Raw genomic sequence first — 19,797 nt, forward strand, 5'->3', positions numbered from 1 at the left:
CTCCCGCCCCACCCCTTCGAGGGGCCCGACGACACTGTTCCGGGGGGCCGGTTTGTTCCGGAAGCTCGGATTGGCTCAAGATAAGGGCGGAAAACCCTCGACGGCGGGACTCCAGAGAGGTCCAGCGAATGGCCGGGGAGCTGGAAGCACCACACCGAGGGGGGCGGACACCGCGGCGAGGCCCGTTGCGCCTTCGTGCGTGGTACCTCCTGCCGCTGCTCGCCCTGGGGGGCTTCCTCCTTCCCGGGTCCAGCCCGCCAGCGGAGGACCGTGGCACGTCGCGCATCTGGCTCACCACGACGCACATGCGGCCCATCGAGCCACGCCTCAGCGTGGCGCCCGCGGACGTGCACCGCCCCTACGTCCCCATGCGCGGGGTGGAGCAGGCCACGCCCGTTCCCCTGCGGGAGCTGGCCCGCCTGGAGGCGCTCGGGGACCGCGCCGGTGTCGCGGCCTCGTACCTCGTCCATGGCGACCCGCAGCAGGCGCTGGCCCACCTGAGCCTGGCGCCCGCGTCGCCCCACCGCGAGAGCGACCGCGCCGCCGCGGCCTTCCTCCTGGGCCGCCACGACGAGGCGCTGACGCTGCTCGATGGCGCGCTGGACGTCTCGCCTCGCCATCCACAGGCGCTGTGGAACCGGGCGCTCGTGCTGCGCGAGCTGGGGTTGAACCTGCTCGCGGCCTCCGCCTTCGAGGATGTGGCAGAGCTGGGCGAGCCCGGCTGGAGCACCGAGGCCCAGGAGCATGCACGCACCCTGCGCGCCTCCGAGCGCCAGCGCGCCGACGCGTGGATGAAGACGCGCGACGCCGTGCTCGCGCTCGTGGGAGACCCGGCCGCGCCCATTCCGCTGGACGAGGCAAGGCGCCTGCCCGGCACCGCCCGCGCGCACTTCTACGACGCGGTCCGCACCGCGCCCACGGCCGCGCGCGTCCGCGCCCTCCTCCCCCTGGCGGAGCTGCTGGACCGGGCCTTCGGGGGCGTCCCGGTGCTGGTGAACCTCACCCGGCGCGCGGCCGCGCGGGACTTCTCCCGCCGCGGGCCCCTGGCCCTCGAGTACACGAAGCTCGTCCGGCGCGCCCACCCGACTCCGGCCGCCTTCGTCCAGAAGCTGCGTGGCTCGGGCGAGACGGACCTGCTCCTGGGCGCGCTGCTGCTGCGCACGGACGTGCCCCGCGAGCCGGCGGAGGTGGAGGCGCTCGCCCGCGCCACCGAGGACCCGTGGCTGGCCGTGCTGGCGCAGGAGGAGGTGGCGCGCATGGAGGACGTCGCCGGCAAATCCTGGCAGTCCACCCAGCGCCTGCGGGACGCGCTGCGCTTCTGCCGTGAGCAGGAGCTGGGGCTGCGGTGTCTGGATTTGCAGCGGCGGATGAGCCAGTACGCCACCTCCGCCAACCGGCTGGCGGAGGCGGAGGAGCTGGCCCGCGCGAGCTGGCGCGAGGCGAGGCGCCTGGGCGAGTGGGGACAGGAGGGGTTCTCCATCCGCGCGCTCGGCCAGGCCGCGCGCTACCAGTACCGCGTGGCGCCCGCGAAGGCCTACCTGGACGAGTTCCTGGAGCGCAGCCCCGGCGACTGCGACGCGCGCAACTACGTCCACCGCAACCTCGCCTCGCTGGCGATGATGCGGCTGCGGCCCGCGGAGGCGCGGCTGGCGCTCGACAGGGCCCAGGAGTGCACGCCCTCCGTGGCGCTGATTGGCGCGTGGACCCTGGCGGACCTGTGGCGGGTGGACCCGAGGCCCTCCGACGAGGAGGTGCTGCGCCGGGAGCTGGCGCTGGTCCACCCGGACCGGGACCCTCCGGGTCGCCGCGTACTGGCCACCCTCATCGCCGGCCGCTTCACCTCGGTGAGGGACCGCGAGAAGGGCAAGGTCCTGCTGCGCCAGGCCATCGCCGAGGCCGAGCCGCTCCTGCGCACCCACGCGGACGCGCGCGACGCCCGCGCCGTGGCGTACCAGACGCTGGCGGTGAGCGCCGGGAGCGCGGGCGCCTTCGAGGAGGTGCCCCAGGTGGTGGCCGAGCAGCTCGGCGTCACCGCGCCCGAGCGGTGTGTCCTGGCCGCCGCCCTGGACCAGGAGCGCACGGTGGTGGTGGCGCGCGGACCGAACGGCGAGGTGCGCGGCCACCATGACGCCTCCCGCCGGGAGCCGCTGGGGGAGGACCTGTCCAGCCTCGTGCCTCGCGAGCTGGTGGCGCTGCTGCGGAGCTGCGAGCAGGTGGACGTGCTCGCAGCGCCCCCGCTGGACAGCCGCTCCGGCCTGCTGCCGCCAGAGATGGCGTGGCGCTACCGGGTGGGGACAGCGTCCTCGCGGGCGCCCTCCCCCACCCGTGACCCGCTGCACGTGGTGGTGGCGAACGTGGAGACTCCGGGCACGCTGCGGCTGGCGCGCCTGTCGTCGTGGGAGTCCGCCCCCGCGCCGGCCGGGCACGCGTTGGAGCTGACGGGCATGTACGCCACGCCCTCGCGCGTGCTGGAGGCCATGACGCGCGCCACCGACATCGAGTTCCACGCGCACGGACTGGTGGACCGGAGCCTGTCGGAGGCCACGGTGATTGCGCTGGCCCCGGAGCATGACGGCCGCTACGCGCTCACCGCGGAGGAGATTCGCCAGACGCGGCTGGAGGGCGCGCCGGTGGTGCTGCTGGGCGCGTGCAGCGCGGCGCGGCTGCCGCCCCTGTTGCACCAGACGTCCTCGCTGCCGCAGGCGTTCGTCGACGCCGGGGCGCGCGCGGTGCTCGCGGCGACGGTGGACATCCCCGACTCGGCGGGGCGCTTCTTCCAGGCGGTGCGCGAGCGCATCCACACCGGCACCCGGCCCGCGCTCGCCCTTCGCCAGGAGCGCCTGCGCTGGCTGCGCGAGGAGCCCGGCGCGCGGTGGGTGACGCGGGTATTGCTGTACGAGTAGCAAGCCGTCGCACCGGCCGGGGAACGGTGGCTGTGCGGGCGGTAGAGGGGGAAGTGGAATGTTCGACGCGGGACCGCTGGCTGTGTACAGCCTGCATTTCGACCATGGGGACAGTGGCGCGATTGCGCTGTGGGACCCCGTCACCGACACGCGGCTGGGGATGCTGCCCGAGTGGATTCGCGAGCGCCGCGCCGAGCCCGCCGCATACCTCCGCGGCACCCGGCCCTCCGTGCGCGTCACCCTGCTGGCCCACCACTTCGTACCGGAGACCTTCGAGCTGAGCGCCTTCGGCCCGGCGCTCGACGGTGCGGGCACCACCCGGTGGCTGGGTCCGCATCCGGTGCGCCTGGAGCGGCGGGCCGGGTGGACCACGCTCCCCGAGTCCGTGGTCTTCAACCGCGCGCTGCCCAACCGCATCGGCGCGCACGCGCTGGACCTGCAGTGGTACGCGGAGTGGACGGATGAGCGCGGCGTCGCGCGGCGGCTCTTCCTCGGTGACTCGCGGCACGAGCTGCACACCACGGGCGCGCCGATGGCGCATGGGCTGCCGGGGGCGCCTCCGACGGGGGTGTATGTGCCGCTCCTGCGCTGGGCATCACGGTGGTGCGCGGGACTGGAGAACCGGAAGGACATCTGCGACGCCATCCTCCGAGGCCTGCCGGAGACACGGCTGCGGTACGGCGTGCCCGCGTGGACGGTGCGGCACATGCTGCTGGTCGGTGGCGGCATGTGCGGTGGATGGACGCAGCTGTTCCAGCAGCTCGCGGGGTGTCAGGGCGTCCCGCTGGAGGGGCGCACGCTGCACCTGCATTCCACGAAGGACTCCCAGACGGGCGAGGTGCGCTGGGAGGGCATGGTGGCCGCGGCGCCGGGGCTCAACCAGTTCGAGCCGAGCCGGCTGACGCGGTTCCTGGGCCGGTACAACGACAGCCTCAAGTATCCCTTCTCGCCGGACGAGCCCGTGGAGCTGCTCGGCCGGTACGAGGCGCGGTACTGCTTCCTGGCCGGCCTGGAGGATGGCCACTGCGTCAGCTTCCTGGAGGACGGCGGCCGGCTGTATCTGTACGACCCGAGCTTCCGCGCGGAGGCTGTCATGCTCGACATGCCGCTGCCCGAGCCGGATGTACAGCCGGTGATGCTGGGGCCGGAGTCCTCCTTCCGCCGGAGCTACCTGCATCACGTCATGCCGTGGCTCATGGGCTCCCTGCGCGCGAACGGTCGGTTCTGGGAGGTGAACGTGCTGCGCGGGGAGTTCGGCATCACCGTGAAGACGGAGCAGGTGCCGGAGCTGGGCATCCTGTGGTCCCGCTGAGACGAGACGATGGCGCGTGAGCCAGAAGGCGGCCGCGCCGGCCCCGGGCGGACTGGCGCGACGGCTGCTGCTCAGCCGGCTCGATGCCACGGGGGAGGCGTCGGCTCGGGCGGCGCGGGCTCCTCCTCCCAGATGACCTTGGGTGTCGCGCCAGCGAAGGCGGCGAAGGACACCGAGGCGCTCTCCTCCTGCACCCGGTAGCCGTACCACCAGCCCACGGGCAGCAGCAGCCAGTCCCCCGGCTCCAGCTCGACCTCCAGGCGCGGCACCGCTTCCGCCTCCGAGGGCTCACCCGCCATGCGGCGCAGTTCGAAGACGGGAGCGAGCCGGAACCGCCGCCGGCCATGCACCTGGTGCACCAGCACGTTCTCCCGCACCGGAGCATCCGGCGCCTCGGCAGCTTCCGCCTCCACCGTGAGCACCGGACGTCCGTCCGCCACACCGAAGTCGATGGGAGGACGGAGCAAGTCCAACAGCGGGCGCAGGTCCGCATGCTCCGCGAGTGACACCGAGCGGGCCCCATCCATCCACATCGAGAGCCGCTCCGGTGCCCAGCGCCCCGCCTCCGCCACCTCCGCGCCGCGCAGCACCACCGGCCGGTTCTGGAAGTAGTAGCGGTCGAGGAACTCCTCCCGCGACAGGGCCTCGTGGCAATCCACCCGCGCATGGCCCTCCGCCTGCCGATAGAGGTCGCCGTACAGGTCCAGCAGCCCTTCCAGCTTCCGCTGCAGCGCCACCGCCTTCCGCGTCCCCTCGAAACACGGGTCCTCCGCCTCGGCCCGCACCGCCGCGCGCGCCACCTCCGCGTCCACGCCCGCGCCTTCGAGCACCGCCACGAGGTCCGCTTCCTCCGCGCCCCGCAGCAGGTTCTCCACCACCCAGCGCCGCCACTCGGGCGCGAGCCCCGCGCCGCCACCTTCTCCCGTCATCGCTCCACCTCCTCCGGCCGAGGGCCGACCCAGTAGTCCCGCCAGTGCGTGTTGCGCGCCGCCGCGTCGAAGTTCACGAACGTCACCGACAGGCTCACGTCCAGCGCCTTCACCGCGTGCCACCACCCCACCGGAATCAGCAGCGCATCCCCCGGCCCCACCTCGCACGTGTGCACCGTGGCGCGCGCGAAGTCCGGAAAGCGCTCGAGGTCAGGCGCGCGGATGTCCACCGCGCTGTACAGCCCCCGGTCGTTGTAGAGCCAGGGCGTCTCCCACGACGGCGCGAGCCAGAAGCGCTTGCGCCCCAGCACCTGGCAGAAGAAGACATTCAGGTGGTCGTGATGGAGATTGGACAGCGTCCCGGCCGGACCGAACCACAGGTGCACGCTGTCCGGTGTCGCGATGTCCGGGTGGATGTACCCCACCGGAGCCCGCAGGTCCGCGAGCAGCGGCCGGAAGGCCTCGCGCAAGAGCAGGCTGTTGCGCGCCACGAGGTACACGTCATTCGTCTCGCGGCCCTCGCGCATCCGTGCAATCAGCTCGCGCAGGGGCAGCGTCCGCCGCAGGCGCTCCGCGTTGAAGTCCGGGTCCCCGTCAGACTCGCGGCCCGCCATCACCTCCACCGGCTCGTCGCCGAAGCGCTCCGCCAGCCACTCCGGCGTCCAGCGCGACAGCGCGGGCCAGTCCTCCAAGAGCCCTTCGACGATGACGGGCCGGTTGCGCAGGTAGTAGCGCTCGAAGAACTCCTCCGGCGGAAGGTGTCTTCGTCGCTCCACCCGGGGCGCTTCGCTCCCACCCTGCTCGTTCCGATAGAGCACGGCCCGGGCTCGCAGCAGCGCCTCCAATGTCTGGCGATGCGAGACATGCGCGCTCGCATGGCGCACCGCGGGGTGGGCGGCGACGGACTCCACCTCCGCGGCCGAGGCGTCCGCCGTCAGGCCCGATTCCCGCAACACGTCGACGAGGCGACGGGAAGACACTCCGCGGGTCAGGTTTTCCGCGATCCACGCACGTCGCGCGTGCGAGAGGCGCTCGTCAGGTCGCATCACGTGCACCGTGCGTTATATCAGTGGCGCTGGCCGCGCATTTCTTCCTGGAGCCCCATGAAAGAGCCAACGGATCCTCTTCCGAAGATTGTTCCCAACCCGCCGCCCAATCCGCCGACGCGCCGGGAGATGATCGTCCCGAACCCGAACCCGGCCACCCAGCCGGACTCGACCACGGAGCGGACCCGGCCAACGCCGCCGCCCCCGACGCCGCCGCTGAAGAAGTGAGCGCCGCGCACCGGCGCCTCACCGCAGCCTCCACCAGGTATTGCCTCCGGGGACGTCGAACTCCTGGAAGGTGACGGACACGCTGACGTCGAGCGACGTCACCTGGTGCCACCAGCCCGCGGGGATGAGCAACATCTCCCCGGGCTCCACCACCGTCTCCAGCACATCCGCCTCCCGATAGAGCGGAAAGCGCTCCAGGTCCGGGCGGTCCGCGTCCACCTGGCTCCACACGTCGCGCTGGCTGTAGAGCTGGTGCGTCTGGAACGAGGGGATGAGCCGGAAGCGCTTGCGCCCGGCAATCTGCCCGAAGAAGACAGTGCCCAGGTCGTGGTGCAGCGCCGTCTTCGTCCCCCGCGGCCCCACCCACAACTTCACGGCGCCCACGAGGTTCGTCTCCCGCAGCACGCCCGCGGGGTAGCGCAGGTCCTCCATCAGCGCGCGCAGCTCCGGCCGCTCCAGCGCGAAGTTGCGCGCGGTGAGGTACAGGTCATTCGACGGGCCGCCCTCCAGCAGCCGGCGGATGAACTCGCCGAAGCGCATCAGCGTGCGGCAGGCCTCCGGCTCCAGGTCATGGTCCGCGCGCGACTCGCGGCCGGCCATCACCTCCACCTCGACGTCGCCGAAGCGCTCCGCCAGCGCGCGCGGCTGCCACCGCTCCAGCACGGGCCAGCCGTCCATGAAGTCCTCCAGGATGACGGGCCGGTGCGCGAGGTAGTAGCGCTCCATCAGCTCGCGGGCGGACACGCCCCGGCGGCGCTCCAGCCGCTGGTGCCAGCCGCCCTGCCGGTGGAGCGCCACCCTGGAGTCCAGCAGCGAGCGGACGCGTCCGTGCAACCGCGCGCGCTGGCGTCCCGCCTCCACCGCCGGGTGCTCGCGGGCGGACGCCACCTCGGTCCGCGCGACGTCCGGGGACACACCGGAAGAAACCAGCGTGCCCTCCAGCCGCTCCGGAGCCACGCCCAGCACCAGGTTCTCCGCCAGCCACGCCCGCCACTCCGGCGCCAGCGTGGACGTCGCCTCCGTCATGCGTCACCCCCTCCCCACGGGACTCTACTCCAACGGGAGGCGGCCAGCCGGGCACTCCACTGGCCGCCCCGCGCGGGGCCGAGCCCCGGCCGCCGCGCCGCTCCGGCGACACGCGGACACCTAGATTTCCGGAAGGAGGTCCGAATGAAGCGAGGCAGCGGCACGTCCCGGCTCTTCCGTCATGCGGCAGGCGGCTCGGCGCTGCTCGCCACCCTTCTTGGGCTCGCGGTGCCGGCGGACGCCGGAGCCCAGGAGCAGGCGCCGCAGCTCACCTGCTACCGGATGGTGCTCGACTCGGGGCTGACGAACGAGTACGCGGCCACGCAGCTGTGCCGGGGCGCCCGGTCGACCGCCCCCGCCCAGTGCTTCCTGCGCGTCCAGGACGAGGGCTCGCTCACGCAGGGCCAGGCCGTCCAGCTCTGCCAGTTCTCCACCCCGGAGGACGACCCCGCTACGTGCTACCTCCAGACGCGGCGGAGGACGTTCATCGAGTCCTGGCGCGGGGTGCAGCTGTGCCAGCCGCCCGTGCAGGAGCTGCTGCGCTACTGCCCCGTCTTCGTCCAATGAGCGCGGCCCGCGGGGGTCCATGGGCAGGGGACCGCGCGGCGGGCTAGGTTTGCGGAATGAAGGAACTGCCCACGGCCCGAGACCTGGAGCTGAGCGCGGCCGAAGCCCCGCCATCGCCTCGCCGGTTGCTGGCGCCCGGAAGCGAGGCGCTCGCCATGCTGGTGCGCCGCGGCTTCCAGCCCTCCGTCGCCCCGCTGGACCTGCCCTTCCCCGCGGACATGGAGGAGGAGCGCGTCGAGCGGCTGGTGGAGCGGCTCGGCCACTATGCCTTCCGCCTCTTCCTGCGCGGCGCCATCCTCCGGCGCGGCCCCTTCCTTCCCGCGGAGGCCACGAAGTACCTGGAGGAGTCCCAGGCCGCCACGTTCGCCGAGGACCTGGTGGCGCTGGAGCTGGCGTCGCGCGAGGAGGATGGGCGCTACCGCCTGCGCCATCCCGCCGCCAGCTTCGGCGGCACGCTGGAGTGGTACGTGGCGCGCGAGCTGCGCGGGCGCTACGGCTTCGACGTGGCCGTCGGCGTGAAGTTCCACGCGCCCGAGGTGGGCGGAGACCTGGACGTGGTGGCCGCCGCCGAGGGCCGGCTGCTCTACCTGGAGATGAAGTCCTCCCCGCCCAAGCACCTCGCCCCCGACGAGGTCGGCGCCTTCTTCCGCCGCGTGCGCGCGCTGCGCCCGCACCTGGCCATCTTCGTCATGGACACCGCGCTGCGCCTGTCCGACAAGGTGCTGCCGCTGCTCCAGGCGGAGCTGAGCACGCAGCCTCCGCCCGAGCCCCGGCGCGTGCAGCGGGAGGTCTGGGCCCTCACCCCGTACCTCTACGTGGTCAACGCGCGGCAGGACCTGCTGGGCAACATCGGCCTCGCCATCGCGGAGGGCTTCCGCGCGCTCGCGCCGCCGCCGCCGTGAGTCCGTCGACGCGAAAGCCCCCCGTGAGAACGGGCTCGGGGAATTGAAGTCGCATTACATTTGCGACAGGTTGGCGACGGAAATCGGCGCGAAACCAGTCCGATATGCGCTGTCACTCCTTCCGTTGTGCGGCGGCCGTGAGCCGATGAATCCAGGCTCGCGTCCCTGTCGTGCGGAGGAGTCACACCATGCGGAAGCCATCACCCTCCTGGAGCCATGGGCTCCTGGTGTTGTTCGGAGTCTTGTCCCTGCTGGGAACGGGCTGTGAGTCGGAACGCGCCCCGGAGCCGGCCCTCGACCTGGACGGTTCCTTCGTCGCGGTGCCGAAGGCGCTGGACGCGGCGGCACAGACACAGCTCAAGGCCGGGCTCGGTGACACCCTCGCGCTCCGGGGAGACGGAAGCGAGACCTTCTATCTCGCCATCCGCAAGCGCGACCTGGACGAGCGCTACTTCCTCAATGCCTATCTGAAGACCCAGTGGCCGCAACACATCCAGGGCGGGGCGGCGTACCCGCTCGGGGCGCGCGTGGTGTCCTTCGAGGTGCAGAACGGCCGGCTGTACGCGTTCGACGTGGACAACCGGAAGGTGCAGAGCGACTTGTTCGCGCCGGAGGTGCTCGTCGACGCGTGGCCCATCATCACGGACCATGCCGCATTCAACCTCCACCCCCGCGCGAAGGACTACGTCCTCTTCGACCCCACCGCCGGCCTCAACCGCTTCGGCATCATGGGAGACCGCGAGGGCGCGGCGGGCGCCCGGCCGTTCCGCGTGGAGCTGTCCCTGGCGCAGCGCTTCCGCAAGATGGCGGACGGCATCGCCTACGAGCAGGTCTTCACCGGCTACGGCGACTGGGCGGCCACGGACCTGCCTCCCGAGAACGAGGCGGTGGAGGAGAACCCGCTGCGCATCTCCGGCACGCTGGCCCTCTCGCTGCGCAAGTACCAGGAGAGCCCGGGGTACGTCCCCACCGCGCTGCCCGCCCGGGAGCATTACTTCCGCGGCGAGCCCATGCTCATCCCCAACTCCGGGGGCGTGCGCAAGCAGGTCGTCGCGAAGTGGGCCATCCAGCCCGGCATGAAGCCCATTGAATGGGTCATCACCGATTCGGTGCTCCGCCTCCAGCAGGACCCGCGCTTCCAGGACTATGACCTCGTGGGCGCGATGAAGCGCGGCATCGAGGGCTGGAACGCCGCGTTCGGCTTCCAGGTGCTCACCGCCCGCATCGCCACCCCGGACGAGAGCTTCTCGGACGACGGGCTCAACAGCTTCATCCTCGACCCGGACCGCACGTACAACTTCGCTGGCGCGAGCTGGTACACCAACCCGAACACCGGCGAGGTGCGCGGCGCCTCCGTGTACCTGGGCAGCCGCTACATCGAGAGCTTCATCAATTACTACCGCGACGACCCGCCCGCGCCCGGCCTCGCCGAGCAGTCGCCCGTGGAGCCCTCCTCCCCCGCTCCCGGCAGGGAAGTCCGGCTGTCGTGGAACGGCCTGGCACCGCGGTGGCTCTGCTCGGAGTCCTTCACCTTCGAGGACTCGCACCGGCACCCGGCCCAGGAGACGCAAGGGGCACTCGCGGAGCCCCTGCCCCGGCTGACGAAGAAGGAGAAGGTGGAGCGCGCCCTCACCCAGCTCGTGCTGCACGAGATTGGCCACACGCTGGGGCTGCGGCACAACTTCAAGGGCTCGTACTTCCTGCCCGCCAGCTCCGTCATGGAGTACATCCATCCCGTGGACGCGCCGTACCGCGACACGCCGGGGCCGTACGACGTCGCGGCGGTCCGCTACCTGTACGGGCTGTCCAGCAGCCTGCCCCAGGAGCCGTTCTGCAACGACCAGGACGCGTTGGTGGACCCCGACTGCAACCGCTATGACCGCTTCGTCGACCCGTTCCGCTACTGGTCCGCGGCCATCTACACGCAGTGGCTCTCGTACGCGCTCGTGGGGCAGGACGTCATGCCGGACTACACCGCCGTCGAAGCTGTCCTCAAGTACGTCCGCGTGGGGCGGAGCAACGCCGAGAAGCTCGAGGGGTGGAACTACCTCACGCAAGCGGTGCGCCCGCCCATTCCGCCGGAGCGGCTCGCCCTCCACCCGGCCTACGGCCCTGTCGCCGACGCCATGCTTCGCCTCGTCATGCAGCGGGCCTTCATCACCCCGCCCGAGCTGCGTGGCCCCTTCAACCAGGACATCTACCCGGACGCGCAGCTGGCGCCCCTCATCCTCTCCGAGCTCCGGGGCATGCTCCTCAACGTGGACGGCGTGCGCTCACCTGTCTCGCGCCGGGTCGCGGTGGACGTGCTGCACAAGCTCCAGGGCTACCAAGCCTACAACATCCTCCTGGAAGCCCAGGCCACGCTGGAGGCGTCACTGCCGGACCTCAGCGGCGGGGAGCGGCTGGTCGTGCTGGACCTCGTGAACCGCATCAAGCGCGCGACGTCGCCGTACTTCATCAACTGAAGCAGGCCCGAGGCCGCGCTCCCGCCCGGGGGCGCGGCCGGCTCAGGAGACCGCCTCCACCGGGGCCTCGCGCGCCGCCAGCACCTCACGCAGCCGGGCCATGTCCACCGGCTTCACCAGGTGCTCGTCGAAGCCGGCCTGCAGGGCGCGGAGGCGGTCCTCCCGCAGGCCATACCCCGTCAGGGCGATGAGCAGCAGTCCGCGCCCTTCCGGTGTGGCGCGCAGCGTCCGGGCCACCGCGTAGCCGTCCATCCCCGGCAGGCCGATGTCCAGGAGGACGGCGTCGGGCCGCAGCTCGCGCGCCCGCGCCAGCCCGGACGGGCCGTCCTCCGCCTCGAAGACGGTGTGCCCTTCCGCCTCCAGGAGCTGCCGCACCACGTGCCGGCTGTCGGCGTGGTCCTCCACCAGCAGCAGGCGGCGACCCGAGGCGGAGAGCACCGCGCCACTCCGCGCGCGAGGTGCCTCCTCCACGAGGCCGCGAGGCAGGTGCACGGTGAAGGTGCTGCCCTGGTTGGGGCCCTCGCTCGACGCCCGCACGGTGCCGCCGTGAAGGTCCACGAGGCGCTTCACCAGCGTGAGGCCCACGCCCAATCCTCCCTGCGAGCGGTCCAGCGAGCGGTCCTCCTGGAAGAACAGGTCGAAGACGCGCGGCAGCGCATCCGCGGGCAGTCCCACGCCCGTGTCCGACACCTCCAGCACCACGTGCTCGCCCTCCTCGCGCGTGCTCACGCGGATGCGGCCTCCCTCGGGCGTGTACTTGAGGGCGTTGGACACGAGGTTGGTGACGACCTGGGACAGGCGGCTGTCGTCACCCGACAGCCACGCCGGCGCCACGTCCACCTCGAGCTGGTGCGCCCGCGTGCGCTCGGAGGACTCGAGCGCGGCGAGGGCGCGGCGCACGCAGTCGGACAGGTCCATGGGCCCCTTCTGCAGGGTGATGCGACCGCTGCTCACGCGCGCCACGTCGAGCAGGTCATCCACCAGCCGGGCCAGGTGCAGGGCCTGCCGCTCCACCAGCGCCCGGGTGCGCTCGCGTCGCGCGTCGTCGCGGGCCACGGAGAGCACCTTCACGCCGCTGGTGATGGCCGCCAGCGGGTTGCGCAGCTCGTGGCCCAGCATGGCGAGAAACTGGTCCTTGGCGCGGTTGGCAGACTCGGCTTCCGCGCGGGCCGACTCGGCCTCGAGCATCTTCGCGCGCAGGGCCGCCTCCCGCTCGGCCACCAGCGAGGTGGTGCGCGCGAGCGCCACCCGCAGCCCTTCCAGCTCCGAGACGCCGGTGGGCCCCATGTGGGTGAAGGCGGCGGGCGTGGCAGCGCTGTCCGTGGCCGCGCGGGCCAGGGCCCTCAGCGGCTGGGTGATGCGGCGTCCCACCCAGGACGCCCAGACCGCGGCGATGAGGCAGCACAACACCCCCGCGACGAGCAACCCCAGCAGCGAGCGGTCCACCGGCGCGGCGATGACGTCGTGCGGCGCGGAGAAGGCCACCGTCCAGGGGACCAGCTGCGAGCGCGCCACCGCCGTGTAGACCTCCATGCCGTCCACCGTCGTCGTGGGGAAGAACCCCTCCGGCGAGACGGAGCGCATCCGCTCGATGAACTCCTGGCGCGCCGAGGTGCCGACGTAGCGCTCCGCGCCGCGGCTGCGCGAGAGGATGATGCCCACCTCGTCCACGAGCGTGCCCACCCACTCCGCGGGGATGCGCTGGTCGGACCAGAGCGTCTCGAAGTGCCGCATCGAGTACAGCGCCACCAGGACGCCGGTGATGGCCGTCCCGGAGCGCACCGGCATCGCCACCACCACCGCGAGCGGCCCGTGCTTCCGGTTCAGGGGGAAGTCCGCGATGACCGGCCGCCCCTTCTCCAGCACCTCGCGCACGTAGGGGCGGTCGCCCCCGCCGGCCACGGCCTCGCCGAAGGGCTGGTCGGTGGTGAAGACGATGCGTCCCCGCGAGTCCACCAGCGACAGGGCGCTCCATGGCTGCCCCGAGCGGACCACCGCCTTGCACGTCACGTAGAACGTCTTCAAGTCCCCGCGCGCCAGCGGCTCCGAGTGGGAGAGCACCTCCAACGCGCGGATGGACTGGCCCAGCTCGCGGTCCACGGCCAGCGCCAGGGCCCGGGCCGTCTCGCGCATGCCCTGCTCACGCACGCTCCGCTGGACGGTGGCGAACCGATGCACGGTGCCCGCGGCGAACAGGACGAGCGGGATGAGCAGTCCCAGCGCGAGCAGCGCGAGATGCGAACGAAGCGGGCGGGCCTTCATCAACCGGGCTCCAGGAACGACGCGTACGTGGGGAAGAATGAAGAAGTCCGGCGGTACCGCGCCGCATCCTGCCCGAAGGAGGAGTTGGGATGCACCCTGGTGCAACGGAATGGCACGAGTTGAACAGTCTCCCATCAGCACCGTGGACTCCGACACGGTATCCTGCATCCGACACCGGCCACACGCCGGGAAGGGGGCCGCCGTGAGAGCCGCGACAGGGGTGCTGGGGGCGGTGCTCGCCTTGCTGGCTGGCTGCGCGCCCTCCACGCTGAGCCCCATGGCCGTGCGGCTGGTGCCCGGAAACCCGGGCCAGGTGACGGCGCGCGCGGGCGTGCGCACCGGGCCCCGGCTGTCCGTGCCCCTGCAGGACCCGGAGCACTTCCAGGGCAACCGCGCCCCCTTCTCCACGCCCCAGTGGGCCGTGGCCTACGACGGGGACATGCTGGTGCCGCTCGGCGGAGGCACCGGCCTGCACGTGGGCCTCCAGGGCGAGGTGGGCTGTGACGAGGTGGAGGCCACCTGCCCCGTCCCCGTGCCCGGCTATGGCCTGTCCCTGGGCTTGTCCCAGTACCTCCAGCTCGGAGACGTGAGCCTCGCGCCCGCGGTGGTGCTGCGCGGGGCGACGGACTTCGGCTTCGGGGCGAAGGGCGGCCCCAGCAGCATCCTCGGCGTGGAGGCCTCCGCGTCGCTGGCGCTGCGCATGGAGGGCACCGTGGTGGGCGTGGTGCCCTTCCTCGGCGTGCACCGGCTCATCCTCACGGAGCAGCGCACCGCCTCGGCCACCTATGGGGGCGTGGCGCTCGCGGGGCAGTTCGACCTCGGCGGCGGCGAGTTCCTGGAGCTCACCGCCGGCACCGGCCTCGTGCGCATGCGCGGCGTGGAGGACTGGTGGGTTCCCATCTTCGGCATGCGCGGCAGCCCCTGAACGTCGACTGCCGCATAAACGGGCGCCGCCGCGTTGACTCGTCGCGCTACGGGCGCGCACAGTCGCCCCCGCCATGAGCGCGAACGCGAACCACCCCTCGTACCAGTCGTGGCTGGAGTCCTTCGCCGCCGAGCACGGCGCCGCCGCGGGCACCATCCACCTCCAGCGCGGCACGGACCTGGAGCTGGTGGCGTCCCTCAACATCCCGCCGCCGGTGCTGAACGCCGTGCGGTTCGTGCCCCACGGCAAGGGCATGGCGGGCCTGGCGCAGGTGCGCAAGGCGCCGGTGCAGACGTGCAACCTGAAGGAGGACGACACCGGCCGCATCAAGCCGGGCGCGAAGGCGGTGGATGCGCGCGCCGCCGTGGCGCTGCCCGTGCTGGACGCCGCCGGGCAGGTGCGCGCGGTGGTGGGCATCGCCTTCATGGCCGAGGGTGAACTCCCCGTCGAGCGCGAGCAGGCGCTGATGACCGCGGCGGCCCGGCTGCCACACGCGGATGTTTGAGATTCCCCGGCACCTGACGCGCGCGCCCCTCTCGCGCACGCGCGTGGTGGTCGGCTGGGCCGCCTTCTGCGCGCTGCTGCTGGCCGGCGTGCTGGTGCCCTTCGCGCTCTTCGGCGAGAGGCTGGAAGCGCTCGCCCAGGGCTTCCTGTCGGCGCGGCCTCCGGCATGGCACGTGGCGCTGCTGCTGGGCGGGCTCCTCGCGGGAGATGTCGTGCTGCCGGTGCCCTCCAGCTTCGTGGGCACCGCGGCGGGTGGGCTGCTCGGCTTCTGGGGCGGCCTCGTCACCGCGTGGCTGGGAATGATGGGCGGCTGCGCGGTGGGCTACGTGCTGGGCGCCCGCGCGGGCACGGCGGCGCTGCGGCGCATGACGGGCGACGCGGAGGTGGCGCGGTTGGCGCGCTCCTCCGAGCGGCTGGGCCCCTGGTTCCTGCTGGTGTTCCGCGCGGTGCCGGTGCTGGCGGAGGCGTCGGTGGTCTTCGCGGGCACCAGCCGCATGCCCCCGCGCGCCTTCTTCACGGTGTGCGCGCTGGCCAACCTGGGCGTGTCCGCCACGTACGCGGCGCTGGGCGCCACGGCGGCGGAGTGGGAGTCCTTCGTCGTCCTCTTCGCGGGCATGGTACTGGTGCCGGGCCTGGCGCTCGCGTGGGTGCGCCGGGGCTCCAGCCGCGCGGAAAAGTTGTGACAACAGGCGCTGCAATTCCATGTCACGGCGCCTCCTGTCACTTCCTTCTCCCGGGGCCCTCGTCGCATGTTGGGACTTCCCCCTTTGAGAGGAATTCCTCGATGAGACATCCCCACACCCTGAAACTCGCGGCCGGCCTGCTCGCCGTCACGGCGCTGCTGGCCTGCGGCCCCTCGATGGAGCCCGAGCCCGGTGCCCCGCTGGAGTCGAGCACCCAGGCGCAGACGTCCAGCAATGGCCTGGTGACGCTGGTGTCCGTGGCCACCGGCAAGCCCTACACCTTCGCCACGGCGAACGTGGGCACGCGGCTCTACGTCGACCGGACGACGCACAACATCACCGGCCTGTCCTCGCGCCTGCAGGGCGGCGTGCTGCTCCAGGCGGCGAACGACGACAAGCAGTACACCGGCACCGAGCAGGTGCGGCTGCAGCTCAACAGCGCCGCCACCGTCTACGTGGCCATGGACCGCCGCACCACCGTGCTGCCGGCGTGGCTGGCGGACGGCACCTGGGCGCTCACGGACGAGAACTTCGCCACGAATGACCCGTCCTCCACGACGAGCAATCCCTCCACGCCGATGAAGGTGTACGTGAAGTCGGTGCCGGCGGGGACGCTCGTGCTGGGCGGAGGCATGGCCCCGCCCGCGCAGGGCACCAACGCGCAGTACGCGGTGGTGTTCCAGTTCGCCACGACCCAACCGGGGCTGGCGGCGCGCTTCTTCCCCAACCTCCGCATGACGGGCGTGCCCGTGCTGCGCTACCTGTCCACCGTGGATGTGAATCACGGCACCGGCGCCCCCGTGCCCGGCATCCCCGCGGACATGTTCGGCGCGCGCATCGAGGGCTCCGTCACCCCCGCGTACTCGCAGACGTACACCTTCCGCACCACCGCCACCGGCGGCGTGCGCCTGTGGGTGAACGGCCAGCTCGTGGTGGACGACTGGATGGAGCCCGGCAGCACCGCGCGGCAGAACGCCGGGAGCATCCGGCTGTCGGCCGGCATCCCCGCCAGCCTCGTGGTGGAGTACTTCGACGGGGACGCCGCCTCCTCGCTGCTCTTGCGGTGGGAGAGCCCCAGCCAGCCCGTGCAGACGGTGCCGGCCTCCCGCCTCCAGACGTCCATGCGGGACCTGCCGCGGCCGCTGGGCGCGCACTGCTCCAGCAACGCGCAGTGCCGCTCCGCGAGGTGCAGCGTGTACCCGGTGGGCAACGTCACCATCTGGAACGAGGGCGACTCCGTCTGCACCCCCGAGGTATTCGAGGGGTACCCCGGCGTGAAGGCCGAGTACTTCACCCACGAGTTCCTCTACAACCGCGTCGTCGTGCGCGAGGAGAGCGCCATCAACCATGACTGGGGCACCGCGGCTCCGGCGCCCGGCGTGCCGGCGGACCGCTGGTCCGCGCGCTGGTCGGGCACGCTCACGGCGCCCGCCACGGGCACGTACACGCTGCGCACCAACACCAAGGACGGCGTGCGGCTGTGGTTGGACGGCACGCTGCTCCTGGACAACTGGATGCACGTGGACGAAGGCGGGCAGACGCTCAGCACCACGGTGTCCATGACGGCCGGCAGCCGGCATGACCTGGTGATGGAGTACCTCGAGGCCTACGGCACCGCCCACGCGCAGCTGGCCTGGTCCGGGCCGGGCATCGCGCTGCAGCCCATTCCCTCCTCCGCGCTCACCACGCCGCCCACCTTCACGTGCCGGCCCCTGGGCTCGCAGTGCGTCTCGGATGAGGACTGCTGCGGCGGGCTCTGCTCCGTCTACCCGGTGGGCAACGTCACCCTCTGGAACGAGGGCGCCAGCGTGTGCACCCCGCGGTGAGTTGAAGTCCCGCCGGGCGCGCTCACACGGGCGCGCCCGGCTTCGCTTCGGCGAATCAGTTCCGCGCGGCGCGGGCCTCGCGGCCCTTGGCGCGGGAGGCCTTGGAGAGGGCATCCGCGCCCTTCTCCTCGCCGCGCATCCACGCCTTCATCGCCGGCACCACCTGCTTGCTCCAGTTGCGGCCGGCGCGAATGGCGAGGAAGTCGTTCACCAGCGTGTCCAACATGGCCGACAGCTGCTCGGTGAGGAACAGGCGCTCGGTGATCTGGTCGTCCTCCTCCTCGCTCATCAGCGCCGGCAGCTTGGCCGCGCGGATGTCGAGGAACTCGGAATCCACGGTGACCTCGTACTCCTTCTCACCGTTGGTGAGGCGCAGGCGCGCCTGGGCCACCAGCAGGCCCTTGTCGAGCGAGTGCTTCACGTTCTCCGAGTACGGGGCCAGCGTGCCCTTGGCGCTCATCTCCGTGACGTCGCCGGCCACGCCGCGCAGCACCACCCGGCCCATGAAGAGCACGATGACGCCCTCGCCCTCGTGCTCGATGAGCACGTCGCCCGACTCGGAGCGCCACAGGAGCCACGTGAGGAACTCGCGACCCAGGTAGGCCCGGCCGCGCAGGAGCGCCTCGCGGGCTTTGCCCTTTTCGACTTCGGCCTCGTCCTTCGTCTCCTCGGTGGCGGCGCCGTCGACACCGACGTCGCCCCGCATGAAGGCCGCCTCGGCCCGAGCCTGCTCACGCTTCGACACGAGACACCTCCTCGACCGCCGACGCGGGCAGGTCCATGCCAATCAACTCGGCGGTGGGGCCGAGCGACTTCTCGTCGATGCCCGTGGTGCGCGCCACGTCGGAGGGCGTCAGGCCGGTGAACTTCAGGCTGAGCGCGTTCTCCAGGGCGATGCAGATTTCATCCACGACCTTGCGGGACGTGGCCCAGATCTGCATCTCGTTCGACTTCAGGTTCCAGCTGACGTCCAGCAGGGCGGTGCGGGGCGTGGCGCGGTTGCGGAGCATCTGCCGCACCTCGGCCTTGAAGGTGTTCTTCTCGGCGCGGCTGGGCGGGCGGTCGTTCTCCTTCTCGAAGGCGGAGGCCCACTTGGTCATCTCCGCCTTCATGGCCGCGGCGGGCACCTTGATGGTGTCGATGCGGAAGGCGAAGAGCGCGTACTCGCCGTAGAAGAGGCGACTGGTGGGGAACTCGCTCGAGTCGGCGTTCTCCAGTTCCACGAAGCCCACGGCGCGCTCCTCCTCGGAGCGGCGGTCGATGGGCTCGAACGCGTGGGACTTGAGGCCGCGCGTGAGCCAGCGCTTGATGTCGGACGGCGCTTCCTTCGCCGGTTCGACCCGGAAGCGCGAGAAGGTGACAGCACCACGAAGGACAGGCATGGGGCGCGGCAGGATGGGGGGACCGCGACTCGCCGTCAAGGCACTCCCTGTCGCTGGACGGCCCCCGCGCACCTCGCCGGGAATTCGCGGTACCGTCCGCCCATGTCCCGACTCTTCGCCCTCGTGCTGGTGTGTGCGCTCCTGCCCCACGTCGGGCTTGCCCAGGACACCGTCACACCCGCGCCCCCGGAGGACGCGCCGGTGGTGGCGCCTCCGCTGGTGTCGGCACCGGACGAGGTGGAGCTGGAGCCGCCCGCGCCGGAGGAGGCGCCGGACGCGCCCGTGAAGGCCGGGGAGGCCCCGGGCGTGCCCGCCCCGACGCGAGTCATCGTGGAGACGCTGTCGGGCGGCGCGGGCATGTTCGTGGGCGGGTTGGCGGGTCTGGTGCTCGGCGTCGTGACGACCGAATGCGCGATTTCCGAAGGCGACTGCAACTCCACGGTGGTCATGGGCCTGGGCGGCATGACGCTCGGCGCCGCCATCACCACGTACGCGGTGGGCAGCTTGATGAAGGGCCGCGGCGGCTTCTTCGGCACGCTGCTTGGCGCCTTGCTGGGCACGGGCTCGGGGGTGGTGGTCGCCGCGGCCGGGGGTGACGACACGCTGGGCACCGCCGCCCTGTTCAGCCTCCCCGCCCTGGGTGCCATGGCGGGCTACGAGCTGTCGCGGAGCCTCGAGCTTCCCCCGGTGCCGTCGCCGCCGCGCCTCTCCCGGACGGACTCGCGCGGCCTGCTGGCGCCCACGTTCGGCACGACGCCGCGCGGGGGCTTCATGGGTGGAGTCGCCGGGCGGTTCTGAGCACGCAAAAAGCCCGGCCATCCCTCGCGGGCGCCGGGC

General features: G+C 72.1%; 17 protein-coding genes. 11 read left to right on the plus strand and 6 right to left on the minus strand.

The features are described 5' to 3' along the window. The first annotated feature begins 185 nt into the window (after positions 1 to 185). Both HG543_RS09310 and HG543_RS09315 read left to right on the plus strand, forming a co-directional pair. Positions 186 to 2,903 carry a CHAT domain-containing protein gene (locus HG543_RS09310; RefSeq protein WP_169344348.1) on the plus strand — a complete coding sequence of 906 codons (2,718 nt, stop codon included), beginning with the start codon at positions 186 to 188 and terminating at the stop codon, positions 2,901 to 2,903. Between the two features lie 58 nt (positions 2,904 to 2,961). Beyond that, positions 2,962 to 4,215 carry a hypothetical protein gene (locus HG543_RS09315; RefSeq protein WP_169344349.1) on the plus strand — a complete coding sequence of 418 codons (1,254 nt, stop codon included), beginning with the start codon at positions 2,962 to 2,964 and terminating at the stop codon, positions 4,213 to 4,215. A gap of 71 nt (positions 4,216 to 4,286) precedes the next feature. On the opposite strand, the gene HG543_RS09320 is transcribed toward HG543_RS09315, so the two are convergent. Next, positions 4,287 to 5,144 (minus strand): JmjC domain-containing protein, encoded by an 858-nt coding sequence (locus HG543_RS09320; protein WP_169344350.1) that lies wholly within the window; start codon positions 5,142 to 5,144, stop codon positions 4,287 to 4,289. Further along, positions 5,141 to 6,124 carry a cupin-like domain-containing protein gene (locus HG543_RS09325; protein ID WP_343073309.1) on the minus strand — a complete coding sequence of 328 codons (984 nt, stop codon included), beginning with the start codon at positions 6,122 to 6,124 and terminating at the stop codon, positions 5,141 to 5,143. The genes HG543_RS09320 and HG543_RS09325 overlap by 4 nt, the downstream gene beginning before the upstream one ends. Positions 6,125 to 6,247: 123 nt before the next feature. Between HG543_RS09325 and HG543_RS09330 the strand changes: the two genes are divergently transcribed. Next, entirely contained in the window at positions 6,248 to 6,418 is a 171-nt protein-coding gene (locus tag HG543_RS09330) for a hypothetical protein (RefSeq protein WP_169344352.1), read from the plus strand. A gap of 18 nt (positions 6,419 to 6,436) precedes the next feature. On the opposite strand, the gene HG543_RS09335 is transcribed toward HG543_RS09330, so the two are convergent. Next, a complete protein-coding gene (locus HG543_RS09335) occupies positions 6,437 to 7,444 on the minus strand; it encodes a cupin-like domain-containing protein (RefSeq protein WP_169344353.1) in 1,008 nt (335 codons plus the stop codon). Positions 7,445 to 7,588: 144 nt separating this feature from the next. Between HG543_RS09335 and HG543_RS09340 the strand changes: the two genes are divergently transcribed. The 3 genes from HG543_RS09340 to HG543_RS09350 all read left to right on the plus strand — a co-directional run bounded on the left by HG543_RS09340 (position 7,589) and on the right by HG543_RS09350 (position 11,378). Further along, entirely contained in the window at positions 7,589 to 8,011 is a 423-nt protein-coding gene (locus HG543_RS09340; RefSeq protein ID WP_169344354.1) for a hypothetical protein, read from the plus strand. A gap of 56 nt (positions 8,012 to 8,067) precedes the next feature. After that, positions 8,068 to 8,913, plus strand: a complete 846-nt coding sequence (locus HG543_RS09345) for a hypothetical protein (RefSeq protein WP_169344355.1) — start codon at positions 8,068 to 8,070, stop codon at positions 8,911 to 8,913. Positions 8,914 to 9,101: 188 nt separating this feature from the next. Further along, entirely contained in the window at positions 9,102 to 11,378 is a 2,277-nt protein-coding gene (locus tag HG543_RS09350) for a zinc-dependent metalloprotease (protein WP_169344356.1), read from the plus strand. A gap of 42 nt (positions 11,379 to 11,420) precedes the next feature. On the opposite strand, the gene HG543_RS09355 is transcribed toward HG543_RS09350, so the two are convergent. Further along, entirely contained in the window at positions 11,421 to 13,640 is a 2,220-nt protein-coding gene (locus tag HG543_RS09355; RefSeq protein WP_169344357.1) for a hybrid sensor histidine kinase/response regulator, read from the minus strand. Positions 13,641 to 13,842: 202 nt separating this feature from the next. Between HG543_RS09355 and HG543_RS09360 the strand changes: the two genes are divergently transcribed. The 4 genes from HG543_RS09360 to HG543_RS09375 all read left to right on the plus strand — a co-directional run bounded on the left by HG543_RS09360 (position 13,843) and on the right by HG543_RS09375 (position 17,578). After that, positions 13,843 to 14,565, plus strand: coding sequence for a hypothetical protein (locus tag HG543_RS09360; protein ID WP_169344358.1), 723 nt, complete (start codon positions 13,843 to 13,845; stop codon positions 14,563 to 14,565). Positions 14,566 to 14,638: 73 nt separating this feature from the next. Beyond that, the gene (locus HG543_RS09365) at positions 14,639 to 15,070 is read left to right on the plus strand and encodes a GAF domain-containing protein (RefSeq protein WP_169344359.1); all 432 of its coding nucleotides are present in this window, start codon (positions 14,639 to 14,641) and stop codon (positions 15,068 to 15,070) included. Beyond that, entirely contained in the window at positions 15,063 to 15,752 is a 690-nt protein-coding gene (locus HG543_RS09370; protein WP_169344360.1) for a VTT domain-containing protein, read from the plus strand. Before HG543_RS09365 ends, HG543_RS09370 begins: the two co-directional genes overlap by 8 nt. Before the next feature lie 101 nt (positions 15,753 to 15,853). After that, positions 15,854 to 17,578, plus strand: a complete 1,725-nt coding sequence (locus HG543_RS09375) for a PA14 domain-containing protein (RefSeq protein WP_169344361.1) — start codon at positions 15,854 to 15,856, stop codon at positions 17,576 to 17,578. A 55-nt stretch (positions 17,579 to 17,633) separates the two neighbouring features. On the opposite strand, the gene HG543_RS09380 is transcribed toward HG543_RS09375, so the two are convergent. Then, positions 17,634 to 18,323: a hypothetical protein gene (locus HG543_RS09380; RefSeq protein WP_169344362.1), complete on the minus strand. Its 690-nt coding sequence runs from the start codon at positions 18,321 to 18,323 to the stop codon at positions 17,634 to 17,636. After that, positions 18,310 to 18,960, minus strand: a complete 651-nt coding sequence (gene rdgC / locus HG543_RS09385; RefSeq protein ID WP_169344363.1) for a recombination-associated protein RdgC — start codon at positions 18,958 to 18,960, stop codon at positions 18,310 to 18,312. Before rdgC ends, HG543_RS09380 begins: the two co-directional genes overlap by 14 nt. Before the next feature lie 102 nt (positions 18,961 to 19,062). Between rdgC and HG543_RS09390 the strand changes: the two genes are divergently transcribed. Further along, positions 19,063 to 19,758, plus strand: coding sequence for an acid shock protein (locus tag HG543_RS09390; RefSeq protein WP_169344364.1), 696 nt, complete (start codon positions 19,063 to 19,065; stop codon positions 19,756 to 19,758). Positions 19,759 to 19,797: the final 39 nt, after the last annotated feature.

Origin of the sequence: Pyxidicoccus fallax, from assembly GCF_012933655.1 — a bacterium.
GTDB lineage: Bacteria > Myxococcota > Myxococcia > Myxococcales > Myxococcaceae > Myxococcus > Myxococcus fallax.

Coding starts and splice junctions, on each gene's coding strand:
- HG543_RS09315 (WP_169344349.1), top strand. CDS start 2,962: ATGTTCGACGCGGGACCGCTGGCTGTGTACAGCCTGCATTTCGACCAT.
- HG543_RS09390 (WP_169344364.1), top strand. CDS start 19,063: ATGTCCCGACTCTTCGCCCTCGTGCTGGTGTGTGCGCTCCTGCCCCAC.
- HG543_RS09350 (WP_169344356.1), top strand. CDS start 9,102: ATGCGGAAGCCATCACCCTCCTGGAGCCATGGGCTCCTGGTGTTGTTC.
- HG543_RS09365 (WP_169344359.1), top strand. CDS start 14,639: ATGAGCGCGAACGCGAACCACCCCTCGTACCAGTCGTGGCTGGAGTCC.
- HG543_RS09375 (WP_169344361.1), top strand. CDS start 15,854: ATGAGACATCCCCACACCCTGAAACTCGCGGCCGGCCTGCTCGCCGTC.
- HG543_RS09340 (WP_169344354.1), top strand. CDS start 7,589: ATGAAGCGAGGCAGCGGCACGTCCCGGCTCTTCCGTCATGCGGCAGGC.
- HG543_RS09355 (WP_169344357.1), bottom strand. CDS start 13,640: ATGAAGGCCCGCCCGCTTCGTTCGCATCTCGCGCTGCTCGCGCTGGGA.
- HG543_RS09335 (WP_169344353.1), bottom strand. CDS start 7,444: ATGACGGAGGCGACGTCCACGCTGGCGCCGGAGTGGCGGGCGTGGCTG.
- HG543_RS09330 (WP_169344352.1), top strand. CDS start 6,248: ATGAAAGAGCCAACGGATCCTCTTCCGAAGATTGTTCCCAACCCGCCG.
- HG543_RS09320 (WP_169344350.1), bottom strand. CDS start 5,144: ATGACGGGAGAAGGTGGCGGCGCGGGGCTCGCGCCCGAGTGGCGGCGC.
- HG543_RS09370 (WP_169344360.1), top strand. CDS start 15,063: ATGTTTGAGATTCCCCGGCACCTGACGCGCGCGCCCCTCTCGCGCACG.
- rdgC (WP_169344363.1), bottom strand. CDS start 18,960: ATGCCTGTCCTTCGTGGTGCTGTCACCTTCTCGCGCTTCCGGGTCGAA.
- HG543_RS09345 (WP_169344355.1), top strand. CDS start 8,068: ATGAAGGAACTGCCCACGGCCCGAGACCTGGAGCTGAGCGCGGCCGAA.